Origin of the sequence: Rhizobium sp. AP16 (assembly GCF_000281735.1) — a bacterium.
In the GTDB taxonomy this organism is placed as follows: domain Bacteria; phylum Pseudomonadota; class Alphaproteobacteria; order Rhizobiales; family Rhizobiaceae; genus Rhizobium; species Rhizobium rhizogenes.
In genome coordinates, this window is record NZ_AJVM01000011.1 from 1 (window position 1) to 15,895 (window position 15,895).

A 15,895-nucleotide genomic window follows, 5' to 3' on the forward strand; every position below is an offset into this window, starting at 1 on the left:
GGGAGCCGATATGGCGGTCGTAGAGCTTGGCGACGGTTTCGGCGATGTCCTGGCCGCTTTCGGTCAGGCTGATGCGGACCGAGCGACGGTCGATGCGAGAACGCTGGTGGTTGATGAAGCCGAGGTCGACCAGCTTCTTGACGTTGTAGGAAACGTTGGAACCGAGGTAGAAGCCACGCGAGCGCAGCTCGCCGGCGGTCAGCTCGGAATTGCCGATGTTGAAGAGGAGCAGCGCCTGAACGGCGTTGACGTCGTCGCGACCCTGGCGGTCGAACTCATCCTTGATCACATCGAGGAGACGGCGGTGAAGACGCTCCACCAGGTGGAGGGATTCCATGTACAGACCACGGATGTCCTCGACCTGCTGGTCCCGAGCGGTTGCAACTGCCTGCGGCTTGATTTTCGTGTTCATCATGACTTGGCCTCACTGTTTGTTTGGCGGTGTCGTTTTCTTCCCGCCTTGAGTGAGACCCTATCGAATACACATAAAATTCTACTTAAACTGCAAGCTTAACAGCACCTTACCACGACGGGTTAGTGTCTCAGGGTAAATCAACCATTACCTGCTGCTGGCGCCGGCGCTTTTCCAGCCATAGCAAAATGCGGAAAGCGCAGTAGAGAACGGCCACGCAGGCATGCAGGATCACGATCAATAAATTGGAGCCAAAGATCTGCGGCCAGAGCCCGTACATCAGTGCCTGGCCGCCTGCGGCAAGCACCCAGATGACAGGTCCCCAGGAGACGGTCAGCCACAGGCCGAGCGCTGCGACGGGGAAGACAACGGCCAGGCCGGCGCTCGCCACCTTCCAGGGCAGATTGAGCAGATCGAACCGGGCCTGGCCCGCCAGCGAATAGCCGACCAGCATCGACCAATATTGCAGGCCTAGCCAGAAACAGGCGATGGCGATCAGCCGCAAGAACACGACGAACAGGATGTCCGTCAGCGTGCTCTTGGGTACGGCGGAAGAATCAGGTTCCATGCGCGAACAATACGTAGGAGGCCTCGGGCTCGCCAGAGTTATAATGGCTGCGGCCTTTCGCCTGGTTTTGAATCCTGGGGACAGCGTGATAGGTACGCTGCCTATATATTAAGACGATAGATAGACCAAAGAGGACGGCGGGACCATGCAGGACAAGACGCATCTTGTTGACGAGATAACCGGGCATCGGCGGATGCGGCGCAACCGCAAGGCCGATTGGACGCGTCGCCTAGTGCAGGAAAACCGCCTGACCGTCGACGACCTCATCTGGCCGATCTTCATCATCCCCGGCAGCGGCATTATAGAGCCGATCCCGGCCATGCCCGGCGTCAATCGCATGACCGTCGACAAGGCCGTGGAGGCGGCAAAAGAAGCCGCCGATCTGGGTATTCCGGCGCTTGCCACCTTCCCGAACATCGAAATGGAGCTGCGCGACGCGACCGGCTCGAACAGCCTGGAAAAGAACAACCTCATCAATCTCGCCACCGCCGCCATCAAGAAGGCCGTGCCGAATATCGGCGTTATCACCGACGTCGCGCTGGATCCCTTCACCAGCCACGGCCATGACGGCATTCTGCGCGGCAATGAAATCGTCAATGACGAGACGGTCGAGCAAGTGATGCGCGCCGCGGTCTACCAGGCCGATGCCGGCGCCGACATCATCGCGCCGTCGGAAATGATGGACGGGCGCATCGGCGCCATCCGCCAGGCGCTGGACGCCGCCGGCCACCAGGGCGTCGGCATTATGAGCTACGCCACCAAGTTCAGTTCGGCCTTCTATGGCCCCTATCGCGAGGCGATCTCGACCGGCGGCCTGCTGAAAGGCGACAAGAAGACCTATTATATAGACCCGGCCAACGGCACCGAGGCCGTGCGCGACGCCGCTCTCGACGTCGAGGAAGGCGCCGACATGCTGATGGTCAAGCCCGGACTGCCCTATATCGATATCTGCTGGCGTCTGAAGGAGGCATTCGGCCTTCCGACCTTCGCCTACCAGGTCTCCGGCGAGTATTCGATGATCAAGGCGGCCGCCGCCAATGGTTGGATCGACGGCGAGCGGGTGATGCTGGAAACGCTGCTCGCCTTCAAGCGCGCCGGCTGCGACGGCATCCTCAGCTATTTCGCCATGGACGTGGCGAAGCTTCTGGCAAAGAGGTAATTGATCACCACAGACTTATTGCATTTGCCGAACCTCACACCATATGTTCCGCGAATGTTTCTCTAAGGAAGAAGACAATGAGCTCTAATCCCAGCCCGCTTTATGCAGCACCGGACGACTGGCGCGCCTATAGTGGCGTGCTGAGCCGGCGCATCTTCGCGTTCATCATCGACTACGTCATCGTCGCTTTGCTCTGCATTCCGGCGGCAGTCGTTCTGTTTTTCGTATCGGTCCTGACGCTTGGGCTCGGCTTCTTCCTCTACCCCGTCCTCTTCATCCTCGTGGCGGGCCTTTATTTCGGCTGGACGCTCGGCGGACCGCACCAGGCCTCGCTCGGCATGCGCGCCGTGGGCATCGCCATGGTGCGGGTCGATGGCCGGCGGATGGATTTCCTGACTGCCATCGTGCATCTGGCGCTGTTCTGGATCCTCAATTCCGTCCTGACGCCGCTCATCCTGCTGGCGGGCCTGTTCATCGAACGCAGCCGCCTGATTCATGACCTGTTGCTCGGCACGGTTATCGTCAAAACCGCCTAGAACAGGACGATATCCACCTCAAATATCCTCGCGGCCCGATCATCCGAGCCGTTTATTGTGCATGGAAAGACATTTTGCATCAAAACAGGGCAGGAAACTGTGACCTCACATGAAGGACATGGTTGACGTTTTCCAAACTTGGGCCATGCTTGTGCGATGTCGAATGCCGGATGAAAGGTCAACCAGCGGCAGATGAATACGCAGTCGACGCCATCTCCGCAGTTTTATCTGACGGCACCGGCAGCCTGCCCGTACCTGCCGCGGGAGATGGAGCGCAAGGTCTTCACCCATCTCGTCGGCCCGCGCGCGGCGGAGATGAACGATATCCTGACCCAGGGCGGTTTCCGCCGCTCGCAGAACATCGCCTACCGCCCCGCCTGCGAAGCCTGCCGCGCCTGCATCTCCGTCCGCATTCTCGCCCAGGAATTCGAGCCCAGCCGCTCGATGAAGCGCGTGCAGTCGACAAACAGCGATATCATCGCAACCGAATTTCCGGCCCAGCCGTCCAGCGAGCAATATTCCCTCTTCCGCCGCTATCTCGATTATCGCCATCAACAGGGCGGCATGTCCGACATGACCGTGCTCGATTATGCGATCATGGTGGAGGACACCCACGTCAACACCCGCATCATCGAATATCGCCGGCGCGAGGAAGGCTCAGGGCTGGAGCAACGGCCGAAGGGCGAGCTGCTGGCGGCGGCCCTGACCGACGTGATGAGTGATGGGCTGTCGATGGTCTATTCCTATTTCAATCCCGATCTCCAGGATCGCTCGCTCGGCACCTTCATGATCCTCGATCATATCAGGCGGACCAAGGCGCTCGGCCTGCCGCACGTCTATCTCGGCTATTGGGTCAAGGGCTCGCGCAAGATGGACTATAAGACCCGGTTCCAGCCGCAGGAACATCTGACGCCACGCGGCTGGGAACGCTTCGATCCCGCGGATGCCGGCGAAGATCACTCCCGCTGAATGGCCTCGCATCTCTCCGATCACAGGAAAGGCCTGCTGCTGAGCACGATCGGCGGTCTTGCGATGTCCGTGGATATTCCGCTGATCCGGCTTTCGAGCGGCGACGCCTGGTCCGTGCTGTCGGCGCGCAGCGTCGCGACCGTTATCGTGTCGCTTCTTGCCCTTGTCGTCATCCGCTGCGTCACCGGCTCCCTGCGCAGCGTCCTGCCGGGCTGGACCGGACTTCCCGTCGCCCTGCTCTACGGCCTGACGACCATCGCCTTTGTGCTTGCGGTCTATTACACGACGGCCGCCAATGTCGTCTTCATCATTGCCCTCAATCCGATGTTCGCCGCGCTCCTCTCCTGGATCTTCCTCAAGGAGCGCCCCGCCCTTTCCACCATCGTCACCATGATCGCCATGATCTTCGGCGTCGGCCTGATCGTACGGGATGGCATGGAAAGCGGCCATATCCTCGGCGATGCGCTCGCAATTTTCGCATCCTTCGCCATTGCCTGCGCGATTACCATCGGCCGCGCCTCGCGGCGGGACATGGGCTTCGCCTCATTGCTCTCCGCCGTCATTCCGGCCGCGGTCGGCCTCTATCATGTCATTCCCTCGGGCCTCAGCATCGATCATCCCGGCTGGATCCTGCTCGACGGCGGGATCCTGATGCCGCTTGCCTTCTGGTGCCTGGCAACCGGCACACGCTTCCTCTCGGCACCGGAAGTGGCGATGTTCTACCTGCTGGAAACGATCCTCGCGCCGATCTGGGTCTGGTTGATCTTCGCCGAAGCCCCCAGCAACATGACACTCGCCGGCGGACTGGTGCTGGTCCTGGCGCTGGCCGCGCATTCGCTGTGGCAGGCGCGGGTCAAGGCACGGGCGGTGGCGGTGGGGTGAGGCGTTGCGACGGCGATACTCCTTGTGTTATAACTTGGTTATTACACAAGGAGTATCGAGCATGAACATCGTCATCCGCAAGATCGGCAATTCCGAGGGCGTGATCATTCCGAAGGAAGTTCTTCAAAGACTCGGCTTGAAAAGCGGTGATGCTCTCGAAATACGTGAAGTGAATGGCACTATCGAACTGGTTCCAGAGCGCGCTGACCTTGCTGAACAATTGCGGGCGGCAAGGCTCGGGATGCAAAAATATCGCGCAGCCCTGCGCGAGCTCGCAAAATGAGCGGATACAAATGGCTGACGCGCGAAGCCATTGAGATCATGCATCACGAACAGCTCGCGGAGCATGGCGGATTAGTGGGTCTCAAAGATGAAAACGCGCTGGAAGCTGCTGTCGCACGTCCACTAAACAAAGCTGCGTACGGCGAGAATGATCTATTCGCTCTTGCTGCGGCCTATTTGCATGGCCTCGTTCGGAACCATCCTTTTTCAGACGGAAATAAAAGAACGGGCTATCTGGCCGCCTTTACGTTTCTCTACATCAACGGCTATCTGATCGACACGGACGATGGAATGATTGTCGCCTTCGTATTGGGCGTCGCAGCCGGAGAAATCGATGAGACAGGAGCGACCCACTTTCTCAGAGACTTCTCCATCCCGCTAAGCGACTGACGATTACCCCACCTGCCACACACCCGGCCCTTCGCTTGAGCTCAAGGCATTCGTTCCCTGAAACGCCCCAACGGGGCGTTTCATCAACTATTCAAACCGTCCCTCACCCCGAAAACCTACCCGTCCTGGGGAAGCCCTTCGGCACAGCACGGCCGGCGGCAGAACGATCGCCCAGCCATTCGGCCAGCTCGTCCTTCGTCTTGGTGAAGGTGCGGCCGGCGCTGTCTTCCCAGGTCAGACCGTCAGCGATGGCGAAGCACTTGATATCGGAGACACCGCCGTCCTTGTAGCGCTGCAGGCGCACGCCTTTGCCGCGCGACATTTCCGGAATCTGCGACAGCGGGAAAACCACCATTTTGCGGTTCTCGCCGACGACGGCGACATGATCGCCGGAGACGGGCACGAGCAGCTTCGTCTCGTCCGGCGTCGTGAGGTTCATGATCTGCTTGCCCTTACGGGTATTGGCGACCAGTTCCGTTTCCGCTACGACAAAACCGTTGCCGGCGGTCGAAGCGACGAGCTGCTTGCGCTGCGGATCGTGGACGAAGGCAGTCAGCACGTCCTGGTCGTTCTCCATGTCGACCATGATGCGCAACGGCTCACCATGACCGCGCCCGCCGGGCAGCTTGTCGCCGCCGAGCGTATAGGCCTTGCCGCCAGTGGTGATGATCAGGATCTTGTCCGTCGTCTGCGCCGGGAAGGCCACCTTCAGCGCGTCGCCTTCCTTGAAGGTCAGCGTCGAGGTCTCGGAGATGTGGCCCTTCAGCGCGCGGATCCAGCCCTTTTCCGAAACGACGACAGTGATCGGTTCCTTCTCGATCATCGCCTGCTGGAGTGCCGCATCATCGGCCTCGGGCGCTTCGGCAAATTGCGTGCGGCGGCGGCCGACTTCGGTCGCCTTGGCGAACTTCTTCTTCACCTCGCCAATTTCCCAGGCGACCGTCTGCCACTGCTTTTCGTCGGAGGCGAGCAATACCTCGATCTCGGACTTTTCCTTGCTGAGGCCGTCGAACTCCTTGCGGATTTCGAATTCCTCGAGCTTGCGCAAGGAGCGCAGTCTCATGTTGAGGATCGCTTCGACCTGATTGTCCGTGAGCCCGAACCGCTCCATCATCACAGGCTTCGGCTCATCCTCCTCGCGGATGATGGCGATGACCTCGTCAATGTTGAGGTAGGCGATCAGGAAGCCGCCGAGAATTTCCAGGCGTTTCTCGATTGCCGCGAGCCGGAAGCGCGAGCGGCGCTGCAAGACTTCGCGGCGATGGTCGAGCCACTCCTTAAGCACCTCGTTCAGCGCCATGACCTTCGGGATGCGGCCCATGGACAGGACGTTCATATTGAGTGGGAAGCGGCTTTCCAGCTCCGAGAGCTTGAACATCGATTCCATCAGGATCGTCGCATCGACGGTGCGGCTCTTCGGGATCAGGACAACGCGGATGTCCTCGGCGGACTCATCGCGAATGTCCTCGAGCAGCGGCAGCTTGCGCGCCAGAAGCAGCTCGGCGATCTTTTCGATCAGACGGGACTTCTGCACCTGGAACGGAATTTCCGTGATGACGATCTGGTAGCCACCACGGCCGAGATCCTCGATCTCCCATTTGGCACGGACGCGAAATCCGCCGCGGCCGGTCTTGTAGCTTTCGATGATGCTCCGGCGATCATCGATGATGATGCCGCCGGTCGGAAAGTCCGGGCCTGGAATATAGAGCTCCACCAGCGTCTCGACGGTGGCATCGCGATCCTTGATCAAATGCAGCGCTGCGTCGCAAAGCTCATGGGCGTTGTGCGACGGGATCGAGGTCGCCATGCCCACAGCAATGCCGGAGGAACCGTTGGCGAGCAGGTTCGGGAAGGCGCCGGGCAGGACGATCGGTTCGGAATTCGACTCGTCATAGGTGTCGCGGAAATCCACGGCATCCTGGTCGATGCCTTCAAGCAGCAGTTCGGAGACCGCCGTCATCTTGGATTCGGTGTAGCGCATCGCGGCCGGGCTATCGCCGTCGATATTGCCGAAATTGCCCTGGCCGTTGACCAGCGTATAGCGCTGCGAGAAATCCTGCGCCAGACGGGCCAGCGCATCATAGATCGATTGGTCGCCGTGCGGGTGATAGTTACCCATCACCTCGCCGACGATCTTGGCGCATTTGCGGAAAGCGGCGTTGGGGCGCAGGCCCATCTCGCTCATTGCATAAACAATGCGGCGATGAACCGGCTTCAGGCCGTCACGAACATCCGGAAGCGCGCGATGCATGATCGTCGACAAGGCATAGGCCAGATAGCGCTCTTCGAGCGCGGCCTTCAGGTCGACCGGAACGATGCTGTCGTCGTCGCCGCCACCAGGCGGTAAAAGATTTTTTCCCATGGCTCTTGACTAGCGGAGAAGCCGATTCCCGGCAAGAAATCACTGGAAAGCACTTGTGGATGACGCCTCAGTTCAAGCACAATCTGGCGTAAGGTTGCACACAACTCCCATGCTCGCGCTTGCGGCCGCCATTGTCATTGGAATTTCAGGCAAAGGTGAATATATACCGCCGCAGTACACGCAGAATCTGTACGCCCGCCGACAACAGCTCAATGAGGAAACGCCACCATGACTTTCTATCGGACAACACGGCTGATGCTGTCCAGCGCCGTCATCCTGTCTTTCGCTAGCTCTGCCTTTGCGCTCGACGGTAACGACCTGCTGAAGAAGATCAATGACGCCTATGCACAGCAGGGCGGTTCGATCGCTGCGGAGAGCGTCGATGTCAGCGGCACCACGGTAACGTTGAAGGGTGCAAGCTTCAAGGCAGCCGGCACGCCCGACGGCATCAAGCTGGGCGACGTCACGTTCTCCGGCGTTGCCGAAGCAGGCGGCGGCTACACCGTCGATCAGGTGGCCTTTCCCGACGTGGCCTTGAACAAGGACGGCGTGGCCATCACCGCCGCCGACCTCAAGCTGAACGGCGTCGAAATTCCGGCCGACACGACAAAGGGCGATCTCGACTCTCTGCTCTTCTACAAGAGCGCGCATACAGGTGCGATCTCCGCTACGAAGGACGGCACGCAGGTCTTCGCAATCTCCAACGCCGACGCTACGATGACCAAGCGCGCCGACAAGTCCGGCCTCGACTTCGGCGTTGAAGTCGACGGCGTCACGGCCGACCTGAGCAAGGTCGATGACCCGCAGAGCAAGCTGGCCATCGAACAGCTGAACCTGAAGCAGTTGAATGGCAAGATCGCCATGAAGGGCGGCTGGGAGCTTGCTCCGGGCAAGATCGACATCACCGAATACTCCTTCGATTTCAAGGATATCGGCAAGCTGAACATTGCGCTCAGCCTCTCCGGCTACACACCGGCCTTCGCCAAGTCGCTGCAGGAAGCGCTGAAGACCGTCCGCTCCAACCCGAACCAGCAGGATGCGCAGCAGTCCGCCGGTCTCGCCATGCTCGGCCTTCTGCAGCAGCTGACCTTCAACAGCGCGCAGATCCGCTTCGACGACGCTTCGATCACCGCGCGCGCGCTGGAATTTGCCGGCAAGCAGCAGGGCGTTACCGGCAAGCAGCTGGCCGACACGCTGAAGGCGATGACGCCGATCATGATGGCGCAGCTCAATATTCCGGAACTGCAGAATGCCGTCTCCGCCGCTGTCAGCGCCTATCTCGACAATCCGAAGAGCCTGACGGTCACCGCTTCGCCGGACAAGCCGGTGCCGCTGCCGATGATCATCGGCGCCGCCATGGGCGCTCCGACCTCGATCCCGAACGTTATCGGCCTCAAGGTCTCGTCCAACGATTGATCGGACCTTCGATCCTGACAACAAAGAACCCGGTGATTTCGATTGCCGGGTTTTTTCATGAGCTCATTTCACCGCGCCCGGCCCAAGCCGATGCCGCATCAGCTCACCTCGGGCATGAGCGACGATCTCGAGCAGCTCCTCCCTGGTCGCACCGTCCCGCGCCTGAACGGACATGCCCTGCACGATCGCTCCGAGAAAGCGGGCCAGTGACCGTGCATTCGCATCCGGTCGCATATCCCCCTCCGCGATGCCACGCTCGACCCGTGCCGCAAACAGATCCAGCGTCTGCAGGCGCATGGAAGCGACATGATGGGCCACCGGTTCATTCTCTTCCGCGCAATTCAGCACAGCCGTCGATATCATGCAGCCTTTCGGGTGCTCTGGCGCGGTGAATATCCCGGCAGCATTCCGGAGAAAGCGATCGAACGCGGTGACGGTGTCCACCGTTTCCTGCAAAGGATTGCCCGGCTCGGGTCGCGGCATGCGTCGATATTGCTCCAGCGCCTCGCGGTAGAGGTCGGCCTTCGAACTGAAGGCGGCATAAAGGCTCTGCGGTGTGATCCCCATGGCGGCGGTCAGATCCGCAATGGACGAGCCGTCATAACCATGCTTCCAGAAGGTATCGCGCGCAGCCGCAAGAACCGTCTCACGATCGAAGGCCGGCGGACGGCCACGCTTTCGCTGGGGGGAATTTTTCGTGTCTTCGCTATTTTTCACAATGGTCACTCTAGAAATATCTCGCAACTTGGTTTATTCAGGAGCGGTCATTGTGACTATAGAAGGTTTCTCACCATGAGTCTTCCCCTTGAAAACGCCTCTCGGCCGTCCCTCGGCTCTTTTGCCCAGGGCGTCGATGCCGCAATCGATGCTGCCTTGATAGATAAGAGACTGGTCGGGGCCGTGGTTCTGATCTCACGGAATGGCGAGCAGATCTATCGCCGCGCCGCCGGCCTGGCGGATCGCGAGAACGGCGTGACCATGCGGGAGGAAACCATCTTCCGCCTCGCCTCCGTCACCAAGCCGATCGTTGCCATCGCCGCCATGCGGCTTGTCGAACAGGGCCGGATAGGTCTGGACGATCCGATAACGAAATGGCTGCCGGACTTCCGGCCACGCCTGCCGGATGGGAACGAAGCGGTCATTCGTATTCGGCACCTGCTGACGCATACGTCCGGACTGGGTTACACATTCGCCGAGGAAGAAGGCGGCCCCTATCACCGCGCCGGCGTGTCCGATGGGCTTGGTGAACCAGGCCTCTCGCTTGCCGAAAATCTGAGGCGTCTCGCAAGCGCACCACTGCGCTTTGCCCCTGGAGAAGGCTGGCAATATTCACTGGCGATGGATGTTCTCGGCGGCATCCTTGAAAAGGAAACTGGCGGCCGCCTCGACAAGGCAATTGCAGAGCTGGTGACCGGGCCGCTTAGTCTTGTCGACACCGCCTTTTCGGTGCGCGACTCGAGCCGCCTCGCTGCCGCCTATATGAATGGTTCGCCCGAACCACAGCGGATGGGAGACGAGGCCGTGGCGCCCATACTCGACGGCTTCATTCGGTTCGCGCCGGACCGGATATTCAACCCGGCCTCCTACCACTCCGGTGGCGCCGGCATGGCCGGAACAGCGGATGATGTGCTTGCCATCCTGGAGACCGTGCGCAAGGGCGGCGCGCCGCTCTTGTCCGGCGAGACGGTCAAAACCATGATGGCGGATCAGGCGGGTGGGCATATGCAGCCGCTAATGCCGGGCGTCGGCTTTGGTTACGGCTGGTCCGTCGTCACTGACCCTACCGCTGCGAATATTCCGTTCTCCGTCGGAACTGTGAAGTGGGGCGGCGTCTATGGCCATCACTGGTTCGTCGATCCGCAGAAAGGCCTCACCATGGTGGCACTCACCAACACTGCACTCGAAGGCATGTGGGGACAATTCACCGTCGACCTCGATAATGCGGTCTACGCAGGGCTCTAAGGCTCATCCAAGACCAATAAAAAACCCGGCGATTCGGTCGCCGGGTTTTGCATGTTCAAAGCTCGCGAGAGCCTCAGTCCTTCTTGACCGGCGGAACCGGGCGGATCGCCAGTTCGCGCAGCTGCGTCGGCGTTGCCACAGACGGGGCACCCATCAAGAGATCCTGCGCCTGCTGGTTCATCGGGAACAGCGAGATTTCGCGCAGGTTCTTGGCGCCGACCAGCAGCATGACGATACGGTCGATACCGAAGGCAGCGCCGCCGTGCGGAGGTGCGCCATACTGGAAGGCCCGGTAGAGGCCCCCGAAGCGTTCTTCGACGTCAGCCTGGCTGAGACCGACCTTTTCGAAGGCGGCGACCATGGTTTCCGGCGACTGGTTACGGATCGAGCCCGAGGCGATTTCGAAGCCGTTGCAGACGGCGTCGTACTGGTAGGCCTTGATCGTCAGCGGATCCTGGTTCTGCAGCGCCTCGAGGCCGCCCTGCGGCATCGAGAACGGGTTGTGAGCGAAGTCGACCTTCTTTTCTTCCTCGCTCCATTCGAAGAACGGGAAGTCGACGATCCAGCAAAGCTCGAAGCGGTCGCGATCGATGAGGTTCAGCTCGTCGCCGGCGCGGGTACGCGCTTCGCCGGCAAACTTGTAGAACTTGGCGGGATCGCCAGCGACGAAGAAGCAGGCGTCGCCATCGTCAAGACCAAGCTGCGTGCGGATCGCGTCGGTGCGCTCCTCGCCGATGTTCTTGGCAAGCGGGCCGGCGCCCTCGAGCTTTTCACCCTCCTTACGCCAGAAGATATAACCGAGGCCGGGCTGGCCCTGGCTCTGCGCCCAGGCGTTCATGCGGTCGCAGAATGCGCGCGAACCGCCGGTCTTGGCCGGGATCGCCCAGACTTCGACCTTCGGGTTGGAAGCGATCATGTTCGCGAAGACCTTGAAGCCGGAGCCGGCGAAATGCTCGGTCACGGCTTCCATGACGATCGGGTTGCGCAGGTCCGGCTTGTCCGAACCATACTTGCGGATCGCAACATCATAAGGAATGCGCGGCCATTCCTTGGTGACGGGCTTGCCCTCGGCGAACTCCTCGAAGATGCTGGTCATCAGCGGTGCCATCGTGTTCCAGACGTCTTCCTGGGTCACGAAGCTCATTTCGAGGTCGAGCTGGTAGAATTCGCCTGGCAGACGGTCGGCACGCGGGTCTTCGTCGCGGAAGCACGGCGCGATCTGGAAATAGCGGTCGAAACCGGCAACCATCAACAGCTGCTTGTACTGCTGCGGCGCCTGCGGCAGCGCGTAGAAGGTGCCGGGATGGATACGGCTCGGCACGAGGAAGTCGCGCGCGCCTTCCGGCGACGAGGCCGTCAGGATCGGCGTGGTGTATTCGGTGAAGCCGACTTCGCCCATGTGGCGGCGCATCGAGGAAATGACCTGCGTGCGCTTGACGATGTTCTTGTGCAGCGTGTCGCGGCGCAGATCGAGGAAGCGGTACTTGAGACGCACATCTTCGGGATAGTCCGGCTCGCCGAAGATCGGCAGCGGCAGCTCCTTGGCGGCGGAGAGCACTTCAATCTCCTGCGCGTAAAGCTCGATCTCACCGGTCGGCATGGTCTTGTTGACGGTATCTTCCGTGCGGGCCTTCACCAGGCCATCGATGCGGATGACCCATTCGCCGCGCACGGTCTCGGCCAGCTTGAAGGCGGGCGAATCCGGATCGGCGACGACCTGGGTGATGCCGTAGTGATCGCGCAGGTCGATGAACAGCACGCCACCATGATCTCGGACGCGATGAACCCAGCCGGAGATGCGGACAGTCGAACCGACGTCGGACTTGCGCAGGGCGGCGCATGTGTGGCTGCGATAGCGATGCATAGTATATATCCTGGACTTGGCGGTCGGCGGCGAATACGGACAAAAGCCCCTCGCCTGCCGACGAGAAAATCGGGCGGAAAAGCGCATGGTGCGCCTGATTTGTCAAGGCTCGAAGCACTGGTCTATCTCGCCCCTGGCGGGCGAGAAAGCAATTTCTTACATTTAGCCGCGAGGCTAAGTGTTAGAAATTGCAAGAGAGGGGGTAGGCAGGGACGCAGTAAGCTTCCAGTTTACCGAGGCAAGAACGTGACCCCCGCTCTTGCAATTTCAATGGCTTAGAAATTGCGCCGAGCTTCTGAAGATATAGAGCCCTCTGTTTCGCAATTCCTAAGCCAGTGAAATTGCTTTCTCGCCCGCCAAGGGCGAGATAGGCTCCGCGCCTGCCTTGCTCTCCATCATTCTCCAGTGTTTTTCAGCTCCGCGAGGATTGTCAAACAGATCCCATCAAGATTCGTAGCGACCTCATGGTTCCAGACTCGCAGCACGCGGAAACCCTGATTTGAGAAATAGGCGTCTCGCTTCCGATCCATTGCGCTTTCCGCGTGTTGTGCGCCATCAACCTCGATGATCAACCGCGCTTCAAAGCACACAAAATCCAAAATGTGACCATCGACCGGAACCTGTCGTTTGAACTTGAACCCCTCGAGCTGACTGCGCCGGAGGGCTTGCCAAAGCATATTCTCCGCTTTGGTGGCATCACCGCGCATTGCTCTGGCGAATTGTCGATGTCGATCAGGAACGTCGCGATGCAAGAGCTCTCTCGCTTCAGTTGTCTTTGTATCAGAAAGCACGAAATCAGATGGATTTCCATCACCACAAACATCATGCATCAACGGCCCGCGCCACCCCCAGTGGCCGATGCGGCGGTTTGGCTACCTCAGTGCTATTGCTGAACACCACGCTCAACTTTAAACAGATGAGCATAGTCCCGCGTCCCTGGAGCCCCGCATGCCCATTCTCACCCGCCGCAATCTCCTGAAAGCCTCCGCCGTCGCCGGTGCCTATGGCGTGGGGCTCGGCATCGCCGGCAAGTTCGGCGGCAGGGCACTGGCAGCGGAGCCGCAGGTGTTGAAGACCGTGAAGACCCAGGCCAGCCTGGCGGATAGCGGCGTGACCAGGGATGTGTTGACCTATGGCGACGCGGGCCAGCCGCCGGTCGTACGCATGAGGAAGGGAGAGCCCTTCGCCGCGCGGCTGATCAACGGCATCGACGACCCCACGACGATCCACTGGCATGGCATCCGGCTGCCCAACAAGATGGATGGCGTGCCGTTCCTGACGCAGCCCTATGTCTATACCGGCGACCACTTCGACTACGCCTTCACGCCTCCGGATGCCGGTACCTTCTGGTATCATCCGCATTGCAACACGCTGATCCAGATGGGCCACGGCATGACCGGCGTCATTGTCGTGGAAAATCCGAAGGATCCGACGTTCGATTCGGAAGTGGTGCTTAATCTGCGTGACTGGCGGCTCGGCGGCGATGGGCAGTTTATCGCCCAGTTCCGCCCCCGCGATTCCGCCAAATCCGGCACCTATGGGACGGTGCGAACCGCCAACTGGCAGCAGCAGCCGCAATATGACGCGCCCTCCGGCGGGCTGGTGCGCCTGCGGCTTGCCATTACCGACGTCACGCGCATCTATTCCTTCCGGATGGATGGAGCCCAGGCGACGGTGATCGCCATCGACGGTAATCCGGTGCCTGAGCGTTTTCCGCTGGATCTGTTGCAGCTCGGCCCCGGCCAACGCCTAGAACTGGCCGTGCGGATGCCGGACGAGGAAGGCGCGATCGTCAAGCTGGAGGACATCCGAGGCACCGATCCGAAGGTGCTGGCGACGCTACGCTCGGTCGGCGGCTCGCTAAAGCGCGACGTTCGCGATCTGGCGCCTCTTGAGGACAATCCCGTCGCCAAGGCGGATATCGGTGCTGCGCAGCACATCCCGCTCATCCTCAGCGCCACGGCGGAGGATACCGCCACAGACAGCATCTGCGGCTCGCTCGGCTACAGTTTCTGGGCAATCAACAAGGTGCCGTGGCCGGGCGATACGCCCGATCCGACAGCACCACTTGCCGAACTGAAGCTCGGCAAAAGCTATGTCCTCGACATGGAAAACGTGACGCCGCATGCCCATCCGATCCATCTGCATGGGATGAGCTTCACCGTGCTCTCCTCCTCGACCCGGCAGGTGCAGCCCTTCGTGTCCGACACCTACCTAATCCAGCCGGACGAAAAGGTGCAACTCAGCTTCGTTGCCGACAATCCCGGTGACTGGCTGCTGCATTGCCACATCATCGAGCATCAGAAGACGGGCATGACCAGCTATATGCGCGTCGCCTAGAGCAGTGGCCTTTTTGACGAATTTTCCGAAAAGCGGAATGCTGTGAGATACTTCGTCTCTCCACGTATTGACATATCCGGCCGAAAGGAGAAGGAAGATTAACAAACTATTTTACCGATGAATGTGTTGATATGATCGAAACTACCGCCCAGTTAGAGGCGGCCTGCCAAGAGCTGGCCAAGTCAGAATTCATTACCATCGACACCGAATTCCTGCGCGAGACGACATTCTGGCCGGAGCTTTGCCTGATTCAGATGGCAAGCCCGACGACTGAAGTGCTGGTTGATCCGCTAGCCAAGGGCCTCGACTTGAAACCCTTCTTCGAGCTGATGGCCAATACCGCTGTCATGAAGGTGTTTCATGCTGCCCGCCAGGACATCGAAATCATCTTCAATCGCGGCAATCTCATTCCGCATCCAATCTTCGACACGCAGGTGGCCGCCATGGTCTGCGGCTTCGGCGATTCGGTTTCCTACGACCAGCTGGTCAGCCGCATCAAGAATATCCAGATCGACAAGTCCTCGCGCTTCACCGACTGGAGCCGCCGGCCATTGTCGGAAAAGCAGCTCGACTATGCACTGGCCGACGTCACCCATCTTCGCGATGTCTATCTTTCGCTGAAGGAGCAGCTTGAGCGCGAAGGCCGTGCCTCCTGGCTGCTTGAAGAAATGGCGATCCTCGAAGCGCGCGAAACCTACGACCTGCATCCCGATGATGCCTGGCAAAGGCTGAAGATGCGGCTGGGCAAGCCGC

16 protein-coding genes are annotated in these 15,895 nt (G+C 60.2%); 10 read left to right on the forward strand and 6 right to left on the reverse strand.

Annotated features, from left to right (window positions below):
• The coding region (locus PMI03_RS07370; protein WP_039973685.1) for a MarR family transcriptional regulator at window positions 1-412 on the reverse strand (412 nt) is incomplete at its 3' end.
• Between the two features lie 130 nt (window positions 413-542).
• Window positions 543-980 carry a DUF6163 family protein gene (locus PMI03_RS07375; protein ID WP_007691490.1) on the reverse strand — a complete coding sequence of 146 codons (438 nt, stop codon included), beginning with the start codon at window positions 978-980 and terminating at the stop codon, window positions 543-545.
• A gap of 145 nt (window positions 981-1,125) precedes the next feature.
• Here PMI03_RS07375 and hemB point away from each other — a divergent pair, with 145 nt between their 5' ends.
• The 6 genes from hemB to PMI03_RS07405 all read left to right on the forward strand — a co-directional run bounded on the left by hemB (window position 1,126) and on the right by PMI03_RS07405 (window position 5,198).
• Window positions 1,126-2,139: a porphobilinogen synthase gene (gene hemB, locus PMI03_RS07380; RefSeq protein WP_007691493.1), complete on the forward strand. Its 1,014-nt coding sequence runs from the start codon at window positions 1,126-1,128 to the stop codon at window positions 2,137-2,139.
• A gap of 77 nt (window positions 2,140-2,216) precedes the next feature.
• Window positions 2,217-2,675 carry an RDD family protein gene (locus PMI03_RS07385; RefSeq protein ID WP_007691495.1) on the forward strand — a complete coding sequence of 153 codons (459 nt, stop codon included), beginning with the start codon at window positions 2,217-2,219 and terminating at the stop codon, window positions 2,673-2,675.
• A 192-nt stretch (window positions 2,676-2,867) separates the two neighbouring features.
• A complete protein-coding gene (locus tag PMI03_RS07390) occupies window positions 2,868-3,644 on the forward strand; it encodes an arginyltransferase (protein WP_007691497.1) in 777 nt (258 codons plus the stop codon).
• A complete protein-coding gene (locus tag PMI03_RS07395; protein ID WP_007691498.1) occupies window positions 3,645-4,526 on the forward strand; it encodes a DMT family transporter in 882 nt (293 codons plus the stop codon).
• 61 nt (window positions 4,527-4,587) lie between these two features.
• Entirely contained in the window at window positions 4,588-4,809 is a 222-nt protein-coding gene (locus PMI03_RS07400; RefSeq protein WP_007691500.1) for an AbrB/MazE/SpoVT family DNA-binding domain-containing protein, read from the forward strand.
• Entirely contained in the window at window positions 4,806-5,198 is a 393-nt protein-coding gene (locus tag PMI03_RS07405) for a type II toxin-antitoxin system death-on-curing family toxin (RefSeq protein ID WP_007691502.1), read from the forward strand. The genes PMI03_RS07400 and PMI03_RS07405 overlap by 4 nt, the downstream gene beginning before the upstream one ends.
• 103 nt (window positions 5,199-5,301) lie before the next feature.
• Here the strand turns inward: PMI03_RS07405 and parC are convergent, their stop codons facing one another.
• Window positions 5,302-7,560, reverse strand: a complete 2,259-nt coding sequence (gene parC / locus PMI03_RS07410) for a DNA topoisomerase IV subunit A (RefSeq protein ID WP_007691504.1) — start codon at window positions 7,558-7,560, stop codon at window positions 5,302-5,304.
• Window positions 7,561-7,788: 228 nt separating this feature from the next.
• On the opposite strand from parC, the gene PMI03_RS07415 reads away from it, so the two are divergent.
• Window positions 7,789-8,976 (forward strand): hypothetical protein, encoded by a 1,188-nt coding sequence (locus PMI03_RS07415; protein WP_007691506.1) that lies wholly within the window; start codon window positions 7,789-7,791, stop codon window positions 8,974-8,976.
• Window positions 8,977-9,039: 63 nt separating this feature from the next.
• On the opposite strand, the gene PMI03_RS07420 is transcribed toward PMI03_RS07415, so the two are convergent.
• Entirely contained in the window at window positions 9,040-9,702 is a 663-nt protein-coding gene (locus PMI03_RS07420; RefSeq protein WP_174010286.1) for a TetR/AcrR family transcriptional regulator, read from the reverse strand.
• 66 nt (window positions 9,703-9,768) lie between these two features.
• Between PMI03_RS07420 and PMI03_RS07425 the strand changes: the two genes are divergently transcribed.
• Complete coding sequence (locus PMI03_RS07425) at window positions 9,769-10,938, forward strand: serine hydrolase (protein WP_007691511.1); 1,170 nt, start codon at window positions 9,769-9,771, stop codon at window positions 10,936-10,938.
• A gap of 73 nt (window positions 10,939-11,011) precedes the next feature.
• Here the strand turns inward: PMI03_RS07425 and aspS are convergent, their stop codons facing one another.
• Both aspS and PMI03_RS07435 read right to left on the reverse strand, forming a co-directional pair.
• Window positions 11,012-12,802: an aspartate--tRNA ligase gene (aspS, locus tag PMI03_RS07430; RefSeq protein WP_007691513.1), complete on the reverse strand. Its 1,791-nt coding sequence runs from the start codon at window positions 12,800-12,802 to the stop codon at window positions 11,012-11,014.
• 395 nt (window positions 12,803-13,197) lie between these two features.
• Window positions 13,198-13,632: an endonuclease domain-containing protein gene (locus PMI03_RS07435; RefSeq protein WP_080515858.1), complete on the reverse strand. Its 435-nt coding sequence runs from the start codon at window positions 13,630-13,632 to the stop codon at window positions 13,198-13,200.
• 118 nt (window positions 13,633-13,750) lie between these two features.
• Here PMI03_RS07435 and PMI03_RS07440 point away from each other — a divergent pair, with 118 nt between their 5' ends.
• Together PMI03_RS07440 and rnd are read left to right on the forward strand one after the other, a co-directional pair.
• Complete coding sequence (locus PMI03_RS07440) at window positions 13,751-15,142, forward strand: multicopper oxidase family protein (RefSeq protein WP_007691517.1); 1,392 nt, start codon at window positions 13,751-13,753, stop codon at window positions 15,140-15,142.
• A 131-nt stretch (window positions 15,143-15,273) separates the two neighbouring features.
• A partial coding sequence (gene rnd / locus PMI03_RS07445) for a ribonuclease D (protein ID WP_007691519.1) occupies window positions 15,274-15,895 on the forward strand: 622 nt, incomplete at its 3' end.